This is a genomic window from Vreelandella indica (genome assembly GCF_037070225.1).
In the GTDB taxonomy this organism is placed as follows: domain Bacteria; phylum Pseudomonadota; class Gammaproteobacteria; order Pseudomonadales; family Halomonadaceae; genus Vreelandella; species Vreelandella arctica.
Genome location: NZ_JBANSO010000026.1, coordinates 1 through 14,509, shown reverse-complemented (window position 1 = coordinate 14,509; position 14,509 = coordinate 1). Strand labels below are relative to the sequence as shown.

General features: G+C 54.9%; 16 protein-coding genes. 11 read left to right on the top strand and 5 right to left on the bottom strand.

The window, feature by feature from the left end; genetic code table 11:
• Positions 1–85: 85 nt before the first annotated feature.
• The 3 genes from V8L71_RS16350 to V8L71_RS16340 are packed head-to-tail and all read right to left on the bottom strand — an operon-like array spanning position 86 to position 2,662.
• Positions 86–619: a GDYXXLXY domain-containing protein gene (locus V8L71_RS16350; protein ID WP_336274793.1), complete on the bottom strand. Its 534-nt coding sequence runs from the start codon at positions 617–619 to the stop codon at positions 86–88.
• A complete protein-coding gene (locus tag V8L71_RS16345; RefSeq protein WP_336274792.1) occupies positions 609–1,694 on the bottom strand; it encodes a DUF4401 domain-containing protein in 1,086 nt (361 codons plus the stop codon). Before V8L71_RS16345 ends, V8L71_RS16350 begins: the two co-directional genes overlap by 11 nt.
• Positions 1,691–2,662, bottom strand: a complete 972-nt coding sequence (locus V8L71_RS16340; RefSeq protein ID WP_336274791.1) for a DUF2157 domain-containing protein — start codon at positions 2,660–2,662, stop codon at positions 1,691–1,693. Before V8L71_RS16340 ends, V8L71_RS16345 begins: the two co-directional genes overlap by 4 nt.
• Before the next feature lie 201 nt (positions 2,663–2,863).
• Here V8L71_RS16340 and V8L71_RS16335 point away from each other — a divergent pair, with 201 nt between their 5' ends.
• The 5 genes from V8L71_RS16335 to msrQ all read left to right on the top strand — a co-directional run bounded on the left by V8L71_RS16335 (position 2,864) and on the right by msrQ (position 7,146).
• Entirely contained in the window at positions 2,864–3,139 is a 276-nt protein-coding gene (locus tag V8L71_RS16335) for a hypothetical protein (protein ID WP_336274790.1), read from the top strand.
• A gap of 47 nt (positions 3,140–3,186) precedes the next feature.
• Complete coding sequence (locus V8L71_RS16330) at positions 3,187–3,888, top strand: winged helix-turn-helix domain-containing protein (RefSeq protein ID WP_336274789.1); 702 nt, start codon at positions 3,187–3,189, stop codon at positions 3,886–3,888.
• 17 nt (positions 3,889–3,905) lie between these two features.
• The gene (locus V8L71_RS16325; RefSeq protein WP_336274788.1) at positions 3,906–5,423 is read left to right on the top strand and encodes a HAMP domain-containing sensor histidine kinase; all 1,518 of its coding nucleotides are present in this window, start codon (positions 3,906–3,908) and stop codon (positions 5,421–5,423) included.
• A gap of 86 nt (positions 5,424–5,509) precedes the next feature.
• On the top strand, positions 5,510–6,526 hold the full coding sequence (gene msrP / locus V8L71_RS16320) for a protein-methionine-sulfoxide reductase catalytic subunit MsrP (RefSeq protein WP_336274787.1): 1,017 nt from the start codon (positions 5,510–5,512) through the stop codon (positions 6,524–6,526).
• Complete coding sequence (gene msrQ, locus V8L71_RS16315; protein ID WP_336274786.1) at positions 6,526–7,146, top strand: protein-methionine-sulfoxide reductase heme-binding subunit MsrQ; 621 nt, start codon at positions 6,526–6,528, stop codon at positions 7,144–7,146. The genes msrP and msrQ overlap by 1 nt, the downstream gene beginning before the upstream one ends.
• 20 nt (positions 7,147–7,166) lie before the next feature.
• On the opposite strand, the gene V8L71_RS16310 is transcribed toward msrQ, so the two are convergent.
• Entirely contained in the window at positions 7,167–7,745 is a 579-nt protein-coding gene (locus V8L71_RS16310) for an NAD(P)H-dependent oxidoreductase (protein ID WP_176303306.1), read from the bottom strand.
• A gap of 201 nt (positions 7,746–7,946) precedes the next feature.
• On the opposite strand from V8L71_RS16310, the gene V8L71_RS16305 reads away from it, so the two are divergent.
• Positions 7,947–8,849, top strand: a complete 903-nt coding sequence (locus V8L71_RS16305) for a LysR substrate-binding domain-containing protein (protein ID WP_336274785.1) — start codon at positions 7,947–7,949, stop codon at positions 8,847–8,849.
• A gap of 154 nt (positions 8,850–9,003) precedes the next feature.
• On the opposite strand, the gene V8L71_RS16300 is transcribed toward V8L71_RS16305, so the two are convergent.
• Positions 9,004–9,942 carry a LysR family transcriptional regulator gene (locus V8L71_RS16300; RefSeq protein WP_336274784.1) on the bottom strand — a complete coding sequence of 313 codons (939 nt, stop codon included), beginning with the start codon at positions 9,940–9,942 and terminating at the stop codon, positions 9,004–9,006.
• A gap of 141 nt (positions 9,943–10,083) precedes the next feature.
• Here V8L71_RS16300 and V8L71_RS16295 point away from each other — a divergent pair, with 141 nt between their 5' ends.
• The 5 genes from V8L71_RS16295 (at position 10,084) to V8L71_RS16275 (ending at position 14,025) form a co-directional block, all read left to right on the top strand.
• Positions 10,084–10,476, top strand: a complete 393-nt coding sequence (locus V8L71_RS16295; RefSeq protein ID WP_336274783.1) for a RidA family protein — start codon at positions 10,084–10,086, stop codon at positions 10,474–10,476.
• 231 nt (positions 10,477–10,707) lie between these two features.
• The gene (locus V8L71_RS16290) at positions 10,708–11,451 is read left to right on the top strand and encodes an SDR family oxidoreductase (RefSeq protein WP_336274782.1); all 744 of its coding nucleotides are present in this window, start codon (positions 10,708–10,710) and stop codon (positions 11,449–11,451) included.
• 238 nt (positions 11,452–11,689) lie between these two features.
• Positions 11,690–12,118, top strand: a complete 429-nt coding sequence (locus tag V8L71_RS16285) for a DUF2231 domain-containing protein (protein WP_336274781.1) — start codon at positions 11,690–11,692, stop codon at positions 12,116–12,118.
• Entirely contained in the window at positions 12,115–13,407 is a 1,293-nt protein-coding gene (locus V8L71_RS16280; protein WP_336274780.1) for a PQQ-dependent sugar dehydrogenase, read from the top strand. The genes V8L71_RS16285 and V8L71_RS16280 overlap by 4 nt, the downstream gene beginning before the upstream one ends.
• Before the next feature lie 84 nt (positions 13,408–13,491).
• Positions 13,492–14,025 carry a hypothetical protein gene (locus V8L71_RS16275; RefSeq protein ID WP_336274779.1) on the top strand — a complete coding sequence of 178 codons (534 nt, stop codon included), beginning with the start codon at positions 13,492–13,494 and terminating at the stop codon, positions 14,023–14,025.
• Positions 14,026–14,509: the final 484 nt, after the last annotated feature.

Genomic DNA, 14,509 nt, shown 5'->3' with positions numbered 1-14,509 from the left:
GAATTACAGCCTACCTTTATGCATGGTGCAAGGCGCACCATGATGATTCAGCGATGAGTCATCGACACGCAATGAAAACTGATACTTACTTAGCCGCCTCACCCAGCTGATTAAGTTCCTCATCGTACAGTGCGTCGAGCAGCGGCTCACCCTTGGCATTTACCCGAAACTGACCATAACGCGCTGGCTCATAGCGTTCGCCGTGGCCCTCCTGAAAGAAGAACGCATCCGTGGTAAAGCGTACTTGACCATTGCGCAAACGGTAGCGAAGGCGCCGTTCGTCGTCGCGTAAGGAGGAACCATCATCCAGCCTCTGGAAGTGGGCAATACGCTGTTCATCCAAACGCACCACCACGTAACCGTTACGAGCTTGCAGCGAGTCTTCATCACGCTCACTCTGATGAAGCGCGCTGTGAATTTGATTACTCAGTGCAAAATTTAGCGCCATATAGTCGCCCTGCATCAATGAGCGTGGGTCGACAGGCGCCAGCTCCAGGTAAACAACTTCACCCTCGGCTAAATGACGCTCTTTCTGCCAAATTGCCCAGTTCACCACCACCAGCACGACGACGGTGGTTAACACTATGATCCAGCGACTTCTCTTGCGGTTATTCCTCATGGGCAGCTCCTTTTGCGCTTGGTTTAAGCGCTATCAGCCATCGCCGCAATAACCAGCGCAGTGCCAACAGCAGCCCACCCATGATCAATAGTATTAGCGCCTTGGTTAACAGCGTTGCATCCAGCCAGTAGTAGTAACTGCTAATTCCCATCAGCAGCGAGAATCCCCCAAGCCCCACCAACACACGGTGGCCAATCGCAACCCCTAACAGCAAAACCACCGCGCCCTGGCCTACTCCCGGCACATAGAGTTCAACCAAAAGTAGTGCCACAGGGCTTAGATAAAGAGACCAATGCACCTTGGATCGGGTAAATACATAGCCCTGCAACACATAGCCCAGTAACGCTAAAGAGAGCGCCACTAAGGCGGAATTAAACCAGCGGGCCAGCCCGGCAACCTCGGCGCCATGATTATCAAACCAGAGCGGCTGATCGCTATGCGTTAATCCCTGTATGACTAACAGGCCTATCAATAGGCCATAGCCCCACGCTTGCGCATCCCGAATACGCCCAGACCAACGAAACTCATTGAGCCATAGCATTGTTAATGCCAGCAGCACCACGCCACCCACGACAGCCGCTATAGCGCTCTCTGCCAAGGCCACATAGAGTGCCAAGCAGGCAGCAAAGGCTGAGAACGTGCGGTGCACCAAGCTTGGCATTATCAGCGCCAGCACGCTCTGCAAGACCAGCATTGACCACCCCAGCAGTGTCCAAGATGGATACACGGGTGTTTCCCACAGTTCGACCATCGCCCAAGCGATGAGCAGTTGCCCTGCCAAACTAATCGCCAGCGCCAAGTGCTCAACTACATCGTTGGAAGCCGAACGGAGTAGCGCAAAAGCAGCACCCACCATGGCAAGCCCGACCCCCATTGAGACAATGGGGTTTTCCATTACAAACACCGCCCCCATGGCGATAAAACCGAGCAGAAACAGCGCCGCCAGCCAGCCTGAAAACGCCTGTAGCAAGCGCACAAACCAAGGCGTCTCCAGCTGTGCAGTATAAGTAGGCTCATTGAGCGTAATACCTGCTCGTATCAGCCTGGTGGTTAAATCATTGGTATTATTGATCACTGGCCAATCTCCCGATGTAGCCGCTTCAGCCAGACCACCGCTCCAGCGCCCATAATTACCACCATAATCGCCAGCAGCAGTAAGCTACCCGGCTGCCAATCACCCTCCCAGAGCAACCGCCTGGCAAGCAGCAGCGTGGTCACCGTTAACGCCGAGACACAGCCGCCCGCGATCATAAACAGATCAGGCCGCCAATAGCGGTAAATGCCGTACAGCGCCATCAGCCAAAGAGGATAAATCGCCAGCACAGGAGACCATACGAGGCCTCCATCGACGATCAACATCATCATTAACAGCGTTATCGGCACCCCGCTGCCCACCGCCAGCAAGCGTACCGCCCACTGCCGTGGCCAGCCCCGGAAACGCGCCCCCCACTCCCAGGTTATTAATGCCAGGGTGTTTAGCCCAAAGAGCCCCCAAAGCGCAGCATCGCTACTGGTCAAAACGCCAAACGGCCCGCCCCAGGTACGAAAATAGAGCCCGACGGCCAGGTTAAGTAACCCCAGCCACAGTACCCAGAGCAGCTCATAGCGCGCCACCCAGACCCAGGGCAGCGTCAGCAGCGCCCAGCTAAAAAACAGCTGCCACGGGTCGGCCCCCGTCTGGTACACCTGCCCGAACAGCGCCAACAGCACGCCCACCAATAAAGTGGCCGAGGTTAGCGCCACACGCTGAACCATCGGGCTGGCCTTGGGCCAAACGGCGATACCCACCGCCAGCACCGTCGCTACCTGCACCACGCCAAAGCGTAGCCAGCGGCCCATCTCGGCCCAGTTATAAGCGACGAAAAACAGCACCGCGAAGGCCAGCGCCAGCCCGCCCAGCCACAGTAGCAGGCGATCAATAAACAGCGCCCAAGCGCGAGGCGAAGGGTGCAGGCCAGAAGCTTGCACTGCGCGCATCACCTGTTCAGGCGGTATCACGCCTTGCTCAATCAGTGATATCAGTTCACGGCGGGTAGATGCCATGGGGGTTCCTTGTTGAATCTAACTTTTTAAATATAGGAGTTGATACCGTTGCCATCGCACTGTCATTCATCCACCTGTGACACTTTTGTGAGATTTGCGCGATACACTCTTTAACACCGCGTGACGCTACGGTGATGGTGAGTACCTAGGATGTTATTAAGCCTGCCAACCCGGCAGACTTAACATCCAGGGGAAATCACCATGAACAAGTTCACTACCTTCGCTGCCACCTGTCTACTCAGCCTAATAGCAACGGCCAGCCATGCCGATGAGAAAATGTCCGACGAGGGCATGATGGAAGACAACATGCATGAGTCGATGGAAAATAGTGACATGCATTCGGGCGATATGGCCGACCCAATGGGTGACGCCATGAGCGATTCCATGGGCGATTCTAAGGACAATGATATGCAAGATGACAGCATGTCCGAGGGCGATATGGCAATGGAAGAGGACATGGAAAGCGAAGGCATGTAAGCCTTGGCCACACACACTTATCTTGGGCATTTAAATGCTAGGCGCCTATGACACGAAACGTACTGATTATCGAGGATAACCCGGGTATTGGTGAGCTCCTCCGTATTCACGTCGCCGAACTCGGCATGAGCCCCGTTCTTTATGAACGGGGTGATACCGGGCTTGCACGTTTTCGTGAAGGAGGAATCGACCTAGTGATTCTTGACCTGATGTTGCCTGGCATCGATGGGCTGTCAGTTTGCCGTGAAATCCGCGCTGGTTCGGGCTACGTTCCGGTGCTGATGCTCACGGCGAAAAGCACGGAACTGGATCGAGTTTTAGGCCTGGAAATCGGGGCAGATGATTACCTCACCAAGCCCTTTAGCGTGGCCGAACTCTCTGCCAGGGTGAAGGCCTTATTCCGACGCGTGGATGCCATGGCATCCACGCCCGTCGCGGAAACCTGCAGTGAAGCGTTAATCACCAATGGACTACGTATTGATCCCGTTCGGCGGCGAGTGTTTATACACGAGCAAGCCGTCGAACTCACCGCGCGGGAGTTTGATCTGCTCTGGCACTTTGCCAGCCATCCCGGGCGGGTATTTAGTCGTGTTCAACTACTCGACGCCGTGTGGGGCTACAGCCACGAAGGTTACGAGCACACCGTCAATACCCACATCAACCGGCTGCGGGGGAAGATCGAAACGGATCCCGCTCACCCGGCATTTATCCAGACGGTCTGGGGGGTGGGCTATCGCTTCCGTGAATAAACCATGCTGAAAACACCATGCTGAAAACACTCTACACTCGGCTAGCCCTCGGCCTATTTCTACTGCTGCTGGCCGTCGGCCTGCTTTACACCTTTATCAGCCTGTATTCACTGCGTGAATACAACGCTTCAGTCAGCCAGACACTCCATCAGGATCTGGCACAGAACTTAGTGTCTGACAGAAACCTAGTCCGCGACGGTGAGCTTGACCGTAGCGCCCTGGAAGAACTTTTCGCCCTTTACATGGCCATCAACCCCAGCATCGAAATCTACCTGCTGGATCTTGATGGCACTATCCTCTCCTATTCGGCAGACCCGGCGAAGATCAAACGCAATCAGGTCTCCCTGGCGCCCATCAGCAGGCTAATGGATGACATGAGCCTTTACCCGCTACTCGGCGACGACCCCCGCAGCCATGATCGGCAAAAAGTCTTTTCCGTTACTCCGGTGCCCTCCGCTAATAAGCCGGAAGGGTATCTTTATGTGGTGTTACGGGGTGAGGAATACGATACGGCGGAAACCATGGCCCGTGGCGGCAAAATACTCGCAATGAGCGCCTGGGCGTTGCTGGTTAGCCTGGTGGTAGCAATGGTCGCGGGACTGACTATTTTCCACCTACTGACCCGCCGATTGAGATCGTTGACGCGGCTGGTAGCAGAATTTGAAAACAGCAATATGAATCAGAACTCGCCCAGCGCTGGTTTTAACACGACAAGATGGCGCGACACGCGGCCCGTGGTACGCGACGAAATCGATTACCTAGGGGCATCCTTCGACGATATGGCCAACCGGATTGCCTATCAGATTGAACAGTTGAAGGAAAAGGACGCCCAGCGCCGCCGCTTGGTTGCCCAGGTATCCCATGACCTGAGAACGCCGCTGGCTTCCATGCAAGGCTATATCGAAAGCCTCAAATTAAGACGTGACCGCCTCAGCCCCCAGGAGCAGGATCGCTTTCTCGATATCGCCCTCAAAGAGGGTCGCAACTTAAGCCGCTTGGTGGATGAGCTCTTCGAGCTTGCTGCGCTTGAGGCGAGGGAAAAACAGCCGGTGCCGGAACCCTTCCCACTCGCAGAGCTGGTGCACGATGTGGTTCAGAAGCACGGTCAAGCCGCGCAGGAGAGTCAGTTAACGCTAAGCCTAAGCGGCGATCCGGCACTGCCCACTGTCTATGCCGACCTCGCCATGACCGAACGAGTGTTGGACAACCTGATCAGCAACGCTATTACCTACAGTCCGCCTGGCGGCCGTATTGATGTCGTGGTTGGTCAGACGGGCGGCAAACCGGAGGTTTACGTGCAAGACAGTGGCCCAGGCATTGCAGAACAGGATCTGCCGCATATTTTTGATCCCTTCTATCGAGGTGAGGCCTCGAGCAGCTCTGGCCATGCAGGGCTTGGGCTGGCAATTGCGCGCAGAATCATGACCCTTCAGGGGGGTGATATCCGTGTGGAAAACCGCGCCTCTGGGGGAGCGTCCTTCTGCATACGCTTGCCGGTATACACCTCCACTGAGCCAATGTTTAACAAAACGTAATAATTTGGAGAGTTAACTGTGATAAATCTTGTACAAACTGGTCACAGTAGTAACACACACCTTATCCATCGCTAGTGGAGACACCCATGCTAATAAAGATTGCCAAACCGAGTGACTTACACGAATCCGATGTCACGCCGGAATCTATTTACCTCTCCCGCCGACGCTTCATGGGGGGTATGGCGGGCTTAGGTGCGGGGTTGGCCCTTTCCGGCCACGCCCAAGCTAATGCCGATTATTCGGATGTTCCTAATGGCAATGCGCCAGCGTGGTTGAAGGAAAAAATCAGCGAGACTCAGTGGGAAGCGATTACGCCCAGCGACCCCAAAAAAGACAAGATCGCCCCCTTTGATGATGCCAGCGGCTACAACAACTTTTTCGAATTTGGCACCGACAAGGGCGACCCTGCCCGCCATGCGGGCAGTCTGAAGACGGAACCTTGGAGCGTGGTGGTCGATGGTGAGGTCAATAACGGCGGGCGTTTTGCCCTGGAGGACTTCGCCAAGTCCTCACAGTTTGAAGAGCGTATTTACCGCCTGCGTTGCGTGGAAGCATGGTCGATGGTGATTCCCTGGCTGGGTATTCCGCTGGCCGATATCATCAAACGCGCCGACCCGACCAGCAAAGCCAAATACGTACGCTTTGAAACCCTCGTCGATCCAGAGCAAATGCGCGGGCAGCGCTCCTCGTTTGCGATCATTGATTGGCCCTACGTGGAAGGCTTGCGCCTGGATGAAGCAATGCATCCGCTCACGCTATTGGCCATGGGTATGTATGGTCGCGAACTGCCCAACCAAAACGGCGCGCCTCTGCGCTTGGTAGTGCCCTGGAAGTATGGCTTCAAGAGCATTAAGTCGATTGTGCGAATCTCGCTAACGGAAGAACAGCCGGTGAATTCCTGGCAGAAGATCGCCGCCGACGAGTACGGTTTTTACGCCAATGTGAATCCCAACGTCGACCACCCCCGCTGGAGCCAAGCCACCGAGCGTCGTTTGCCCAACAGCCTCTTCAACCCCAACACCATCGATACCCTAATGTTTAATGGCTATGCCGACGAAGTCGCCGAGCTCTATGCGGGTATGAATTTGAAGGAAAATTACTAATGGCCAGCCCACGTATATGGTTAGCATGGCGCGTGGGCGTGTTTCTGGCCGCGCTAGCACCCCTGCTGTTCTGGAGCTGGCAGGTAGCGAATAACGCCGCCGGCCCAGAACCGGGGCGCTACCTGCTGCTGAACCTCGGCATCGGTGGGCTGTGGATGCTGCTGCTCACCCTTAGCCTTACCCCATTCACCAAGCTCACCCGCTGGAAAGGCTTTGCGCTGATCCGGCGCCAGCTCGGTCTCTGGACACTCGCCTACGCCACTCTGCATATGCTCAGCTACGCGCTGTTTATTCTGGGGCTTAACTGGGCTCTGCTAGGCAGCGAAATCGTCAAACGCCCCTACATTATTGTCGGCATGATCGCGCTGATCGGCCTTGCCGTGCTGGGCGCGACGTCCAACCGCTGGGCGATGAAGCGACTGGGCAAGCGCTGGAAGCCGTTGCACAAATTCTCCTACGCCATTTTGGGTCTGGTACTGCTCCACTTCTTCTGGGTGGTGCGCGCGGATATGCAGGAGTGGGCGATGTATGCCGCTATCGCGGCGCTGGTGATGGTCACCCGCTTGCCCCCAGTAGCCCGCGCGCTACCTAAACTACGTTATCGGTTTGGTAGTGCTTAGGGATATATGACGTGCAAAGCTTAGCCAAGCACTTTACGCAGATGGTCGCGGTAATCGGCTTGGTTGCGGTCTACCTGCGGTACTTTCATCACATCGTTGGCGATAAACGTCGGCAGCGCCTCTAGGCCGATAAATTCCTGAGATTTATGGAACGGGAAATAAACACCGTCCACGCCACGCCCTTCAAAGAAGTTATCCGGCTCTTCGAACGCTTCCAAGGGGGCGTTCCAGGTCAGCGACAACATATAGCGACGGCCCTGCAGCAAACCACCGCTGCCATACTGTTTGGTTGGGTCTTGGCGGCTGCGGCCATCACTGGCATAAAGCGAACCGTGGCCCTCAGTGAACACTTCATCAATGTAACGTTTCACGATCCAGGGCGCACCCATCCACCAGCCAGGCATCTGGTACACGATCGTGTCTGCCCATAGGTAGTTTTGCACCTCGGTTTCAAGATCGTAGCCTTGATCAATGACCGTCTCACGAATTTCGTAGCCCATCTCCGTCAGCGTACTCACCGCCACGCCGTGTAGCGTATTGTTGAGCTCACCGCCAGAGTGTGCAAAGGCTTTACCACCATTAATCAGCAGGATCTTCATTTAGCAATTTCTCCCAAAGAGGTTCACCATCATCGCTAACGAAAGTAGACATGATGTTAATGGCGCGTATTGTGGGAGTTATGGCGGAAAAAAAGAAGCGATGCTGCGGCAAGACACTTTTGATTTAAAATCAACAATACTATTGGCTGATCATTAAGGCATTTGAGAACGCTGTGAAAAACACTTTATGAGACGGACATCATGAAAAGTACCCTTGAAGAGCAGCAAGCCTTTGTGACAGTAGTGGATAGCGGCTCAATCACCGGTGCTGCCGAGCGGCTGGGCATCACCGTTTCCGGCGTGAGCCGCTCACTTAATCGTTTAGAGCAGAAACTCGGTGCCACACTACTGCGTCGCACCACGCGCCGTTTGGAACTGACGGAAGAAGGCGAAACATTTCTGAGCCACTGCCGCCGTATTCTGGCCGCCGTGGAGGAAGCCGAAGAAGCCATGCAGGATCGCCACAACCAGCCTCAAGGTCGGCTGCGGGTCAACGCCGCGCCTAGCTTTATGCAGTTTGTGATCGTGCCGGTGATTGGCGAGTTCCGCGCCCGCTACCCCGGTATTACGCTCGAACTGGATACCCACGACCGGTTTGTCGACCTGCTGGAACAGCGGGTCGATTTAGCCATTCGCATCGGCGATTTGGAAGACTCCTCCCTTCACGCCCGCCTGCTGGGCCATAGTCCGCTGCGACTTCTCGCCAGCCCCACCTATATTGAACGCCACGGTGCTCCGCAAAACATTGATGAGTTAACGCAACACAGCCTGATGGGCTTTAGTCAATTAGAACACCTTAATCAGTGGCCGCTCACCGGCGCCGACGGCAAGCGTTTACACATCTCACCTACCCTGTCGGCCTCCAGCGGCAGCACGCTAATAGAGCTGGCCATCGCCGGAGAAGGGATTGTTTGCCTGGCCGACTTTATGACCATCGCTCCCCGCCAGAAGGGGTTACTGGTCGACGTATTGCCCGACCATACCGAGCTGCAGACTCAAGCCGTGAACGCCGTTTACTACCGCCAAGCCACGCTTTCTCAGCGCACACGCTTATTTATGGAGTATCTGGCTGAACGGCTACCAGGGAAGTATTTGCAAGGTTAAAGGACTTATAACGTCGCTAACCCTGTTCGACTTCATTACGGCAACGTGCCCGCCGACCGCCGGGTATTGTTGGAAGGCTTGATCGAGCGGCTCGAACTGTCCCTGGAGCGCCTGGCGCGCATCATGGCAGAACAAACGAAGCAGCCCCGCTCCCTCATTCGTTAGCGGGTTTACTTTTTCGATCTAGCCGAGGCGCATGCTGTTCCATCAACGCCACTACCCAATCAATGAACACGCGCAGCTTGGCGCTAACGTGCCGATTCGGCGGAAAGGCGATGTACATTGGCATCGGTTCGATGTACCAGTCGCCAAACAAGCGCACCAGTTCGCCGCGAGACACATGCTCTCTAGCCATGTAATCCGGTAGCCAAAGCACACCGAGTCCCGCCAGACCCGCGGCAAGCCCAGCATTCCCATCGTCGACGGAGATCACGTGACGCCCTTGCACGACAACACGCTCTCCATCGCGGCACAGAGTATAAGGAAAAGCCAAGCCAGCGCGTGCCCAACTGAACCCGACAATGTAATGAGGCGGAAGCGACAGCGCTTGCGGATGCGTAGGGTGACCGCTCCTTTCCAGATAGCTTGGTGCGGCGTAAACACCCAGCGTTAGATCCCCCACGCGTCTTGCCACCAACGATAGATCGGTAAGCTCCCCGCCGCGCACCACGCAATCCACGCTTTCGCCGATCAGATCCACCATACGATCACTCACCCCCATGTCGAGTTGAATATCGGGATAGCGAGCATGAAACGCGGGGAAAGCGGGGATTAAGATCATTCGCGCCAACGGGCTGGGCACATCTACTCTCAGTCGTCCGCGCGGCTGCACCGAGGCGTTGGACAAGCTGGTTTCGGCATCATCCATATCGGCTAAAAGCTTTATCACACGCTCATAATATGCCGCTCCGTCCGCCGTGACGTTCACCTGACGCGTGGTCCGGTTGAGCAGTTTGACACGCAGCCGGGCCTCTAGCTGTTGCACCATCTGCGTCACACTGGTTTTGCTCATATGTAGTGTTTCAGCGGCCTTGGTAAAGCTGCCTGTTTCCACGACCCGAGCAAAGGCCTGCATTGCGTTAAAACGATCCATGACTATGCCAAGCACCTTTTGATTGTTTGAAAACTACAAATAATGTTGAACAGAATTCGCCGTTTATCCAGCACTCAGGCAGGCTTAAAGTGACTTCATCGACTACAAGGGTCGCTTTCGACCTAATGATGGAGGTACACCATGGCTAAACGTAACGTTGTTTTTCCCAAGGGCCGCCAGGCGCTTTATGAGCAGAACACCTATTCCGCCGCCGTCCGCTCAGGCGACTTTCTGTTTGTATCGGGCCAGGTTGGCAGCCGTGAAGACGGCTCGCCCGAGCCGGACTTCGCCGCCCAGGTGCAGCTTGCTTTCGACAACCTACAGAGTGTGCTGGAAGCAGCAGGCGCAAGCTTCGACGATATCGTCGATGTGACGAGCTTCCATACCGACCCCGAAGCCCAGTTCCCTATCTGGTTAGAAGCCAAGGCGCGCGCGTTTCCGGAAAAACCCTACCCCAACTGGACGGCGGTCGGCGTGACATGGCTGGCGGGATTCGACTTTGAAATCAAAGTCATTGCTAGGGTACCCGAGTAAACAAGCGCAGCCGCTGCTGGCACTGCCCCAGCGTAAGCGAAGTCATGTACTTAAAATGATTGTGAAATGCGTTGAGGCTCATGTCTGCAGGATCAGGCAAGTTTTGTACAAAGCAGGGCAAGCCCCGCCATTACCGATTGATTAACATGATAGTGGTTCAACCGTTAATGCCAACGCCTAATGGCCGTGGGCATACAGATATCATCATCACGTTAAAGGGAAGGTGACACAGTGAAAACATCAGGAAATACGATTCTTATCACCGGTGGCGGCTCCGGGATTGGCCGTGAACTTGCCTTACGCTTCAATGCGCTTGGCAACACCGTTATCGTCGCCGGACGGCACATGAAAACGCTGGAGGAAACCATTGCTGGCCAGCAAAACATGCATGCGATGGTCGTCGATGTCGAAGACCCAACGTCCATCGAAGCTTTCGCTGAGCGGGTCATCACCGAGCACCCCAACCTCAATGTACTGATCAACAATGCGGGCATTATGCGGCGCGAAGACGTATCCCGCACCCGCGACCTGAGCGATGCCGAGCAGACGGTCGTTGCCAATCTGCTCGGGCCAATCCGGCTAACTAACGCACTGACCAACCATCTGGTAAACCAGCCAGACGCGGCAATCGTGAACGTCTCCTCCGGATTGGCGTTTGTGCCGTTGAGCGGCACGCCCACTTATAACGCCACCAAGGCAGCCATCCACTCTTACACAATCTCCCTACGCGAACAGCTCAAGGGCAAGGTCGAGCTCATCGAGCTTGCGCCTCCCGCCGTACAGACAGAACTGACGCCGGGCCAGTCGACTCGGGAAGGCTATATGCCGCTCAGTGACTACATGGAAGAGGTCATGACGCTTTTTAGCATGCAACCGACACCCAAGGAAATTCTGGTTGAGAAAGTAAAGTTCCTGCGCTGGGCAGAGCGGGATGGACACTTCGATCAAGCGGTCGAGATGCTCAGTAAGATGTGACTTCCCCCGCATCTCCTCACAAAAAAGCGGTCTCGTGGCAGCATTAAAGAGTTCTTATGGTAAGCATTCATGAGCATCACGTGCGGCTAACCACCTGCCCGCTTCGCTTTGGGCAAGTTTTTGATCGTCAACTATACTCCCCCCTGACGAACATGATGTCGTTGCCTGGGATGGCTTGGCGTTTCGCGTCGGTCAATCTAGGTAAATTAATTAGCTTGAACAGCATAAGGAGTTTGCCGTGACAGCCACTGACAATCGCACTTATCGAAGCGGGCTGAATCCGCTTCACGCCACACTGCTTGCTGGCACTATCCCTCTCTTTTTGGGCGCCACGCTAAGTGATTACGCCTACTCAACGACCTACCATATTCAATGGGCTACCTTTGCTTCCTGGCTAAACGTGGGTGGGCTTGTATTCACAGGGCTTGCATTTTTATGTGCCATTATTGGCTTCTTTCGCGCTTCGCACCGCGGCCTGGCGCTCATGATTTACCCAGCGCTACTACTGCTGACCGGGATACTGGCCTTTGTTAATGCGCTGGCGCATGCGCGGGACGCCTGGGCCATGATGCCTGCTGGCTTTGCCCTCTCCATCGTTGTTGTTTTATTGGCCGGCACAGCCACGTGGGTCGGTTTTTCTCGCCTAGGCACCGGAGGTAAGTCATGAAGCTTCCCAGCCTCTACGCTGCACCTCTCTCGGTGCTTTTGGTGGCAGGTAGCGCCAGCGCCCAAGACGCACAACAGTACGGCCCAAACCCTGACCTAGCTGAACCGCAACGCGGGCTTTTGCCCGACATGACAATTCCCGAGCCCGCTGAATGGGGGGATCAATCACCCACCGTTCCCGACGGCTACACCATTACCGCCATTGCGACGGATCTTCAGATACCGCGCCAAACGTTGGTGCTACCCAACGGCGATATTCTGGTGGCCGAAGGGAGCGGCGGCAACGCGCCTCAGTTGAAGCCGAAAGATTTCATTGCCGGATATATCAAAAGCCAGGGCACCACCACTGTTGAGAGCGGCAATCGCTTGACCCTGCTGCGCGATGAAAATGGCGATGGCAACTACGAGCAGTCGGTGTTTGCCGAAGACCTCAACGCGCCCTACGGGCTGGCGTTAGTTGATAACAATCTCTATGTGGCCAACCAAGATGCGGTCGTTCGCTTTGACTACGAAGAAGGCCAAACCGAGGCCAGCGGGCCGCCGGAGGAGCTTACCAAGCTACCGGCTGAAATCAATCACCACTGGACGAAAGCGATGACCGCCAGCGCCGACGGTGAATTCTTGTACGTGGGTATTGGCTCCAACAGCAATATCACCGAACGCGGCATGGCAGCGGAGGTTAACCGCGCCGAGGTGTGGGAAATTGATGCCGAAACGGGCATGCATCGGCCTTATGCCACCGGCCTACGCAACCCAACCGCGCTGACCATTCAGCCAGACACTGACCAGCTATGGGCCGTGGTCAACGAGCGCGACGAGCTAGGCCCCGACCTAGTGCCTGACTACCTTACGACTGTTCAGGAAGGTGGTTTCTACGGCTGGCCGTATAGCTATTGGGGCCAGAATGTCGACCCCCGCGTTCGCCCACAGGACCCTGAAAAGGTCGAGTCGGCGATTGCCCCTGATTACAGCCTGGGTTCACACGTAGCCCCGCTTGGCCTCGCCTTCTCCATACCCGAGATGGGCGATGAGTTCGCGGAAGGCGTATTTATCGGTGAGCACGGTAGCTGGAACCGCAATGACCCTGTTGGTTATAAAGTCGTGTTTGTGCCCTTCAGCAACGGCGAACCCAATGGCGACCCGATTGACTTCGTTACCGGGTTTCTCAACGGCGACGACCAAACGCGCGGTCGACCCGTCGGTGTCACTATCGACCCAGACGGCGCCCTCATCATCGCCGATGACCTGACCAATGCCGTGTGGCGCGTCACCTATGACGGCAATGATTAACCGCACTCTGTGTTATTCAATAGCGTGAAGAAGGCGGTAGCCACTTAGGCTGCCGCTTTTCCGTTTGTTTTAAAAGGGATTTATATGATCAGATCACTGGAAGAGCTCGAAGCCGTTAAACAGTCGTGTCGCTCGATGGTAACGAAGAGCTCAAGCCTTTCTGCTGGCACCGCCATTATCCCCATTCCCGGTGTGAACATCGGTTCTGACGTCGCTATATTGCTGCGCTTGATCCCGAAGATTAACGAGCAATTTGGCTTATCGCCGGAACAGATCGAGAGCCTGGATACAGAGACCCGGCTATTTGTAATGAGCTCCATCTCAACGACTGGAAGCAAAATGGCGGGTAAATATATCACCCGTAAACTGATCACGATGATGTTCAAAAAAATGGCTGGCAGGATCTCGGCAAAAAGTGCGTCGAAATATGTGCCCTTCCTGGGCAGCGCCGTTGCGGGCGGCATCAGCTTTGCCACCATGAAATACATGGGCAACAGCCATATCGACGATTGTTACGAGATTGTCCTGGCAACGCTGGAAAACGAGCAACTGGAGCCCGTGGCGTTGATAGAGTCAGCGCCGACATTAGAAGACGCCATGCCCTCGCAAGATTATTGACGCCCAGCCTTACCCATTCTGGCAAGTATCTCTTTCCCTTCTGATTAACTACCGAGCATTCCTCGGTAGTGGTGCCTAATAGTTTACCTCAACCTTACGGTAGCTAAGCAGCGGGCAATAACTAGCCAAACAGGTAGCCGCCTAAGCGTATTGCACGCTTATGTAGCCTGCTATCAATTAAATCTTGATCCTCGTCAATTTTCTCGGGCAATTGTGACATTGTTTCACAATGTGACGATTATATGCGTTTACGAAATCGCTTAAAATCACATCAATCAAAAGAAGCCTAAAACTAAAAATGAATTACCCAAAACGCCTAACAATCGATGAAAATTACTAAAAGGGATTAGAAATGGGAAAGATTGAATCGCCCCAGGTTTCGTAGACACCTCCAGGCCTTATACTAAAGGTATCTAGGAGGAACCATGAGCCATCCCCGCTACACTGAAGAATTCAAAATCGAAGCCGTCAAACAGGTGGTAGA

Coding starts and splice junctions, on each gene's coding strand:
- V8L71_RS16350 (WP_336274793.1), bottom strand. CDS start 619: ATGAGGAATAACCGCAAGAGAAGTCGCTGGATCATAGTGTTAACCACC.
- V8L71_RS16340 (WP_336274791.1), bottom strand. CDS start 2,662: ATGGCATCTACCCGCCGTGAACTGATATCACTGATTGAGCAAGGCGTG.
- V8L71_RS16335 (WP_336274790.1), top strand. CDS start 2,864: ATGAACAAGTTCACTACCTTCGCTGCCACCTGTCTACTCAGCCTAATA.
- V8L71_RS16330 (WP_336274789.1), top strand. CDS start 3,187: ATGACACGAAACGTACTGATTATCGAGGATAACCCGGGTATTGGTGAG.
- V8L71_RS16325 (WP_336274788.1), top strand. CDS start 3,906: ATGCTGAAAACACTCTACACTCGGCTAGCCCTCGGCCTATTTCTACTG.
- msrP (WP_336274787.1), top strand. CDS start 5,510: ATGCTAATAAAGATTGCCAAACCGAGTGACTTACACGAATCCGATGTC.
- msrQ (WP_336274786.1), top strand. CDS start 6,526: ATGGCCAGCCCACGTATATGGTTAGCATGGCGCGTGGGCGTGTTTCTG.
- V8L71_RS16310 (WP_176303306.1), bottom strand. CDS start 7,745: ATGAAGATCCTGCTGATTAATGGTGGTAAAGCCTTTGCACACTCTGGC.
- V8L71_RS16305 (WP_336274785.1), top strand. CDS start 7,947: ATGAAAAGTACCCTTGAAGAGCAGCAAGCCTTTGTGACAGTAGTGGAT.
- V8L71_RS16300 (WP_336274784.1), bottom strand. CDS start 9,942: ATGGATCGTTTTAACGCAATGCAGGCCTTTGCTCGGGTCGTGGAAACA.
- V8L71_RS16295 (WP_336274783.1), top strand. CDS start 10,084: ATGGCTAAACGTAACGTTGTTTTTCCCAAGGGCCGCCAGGCGCTTTAT.
- V8L71_RS16280 (WP_336274780.1), top strand. CDS start 12,115: ATGAAGCTTCCCAGCCTCTACGCTGCACCTCTCTCGGTGCTTTTGGTG.
- V8L71_RS16275 (WP_336274779.1), top strand. CDS start 13,492: ATGATCAGATCACTGGAAGAGCTCGAAGCCGTTAAACAGTCGTGTCGC.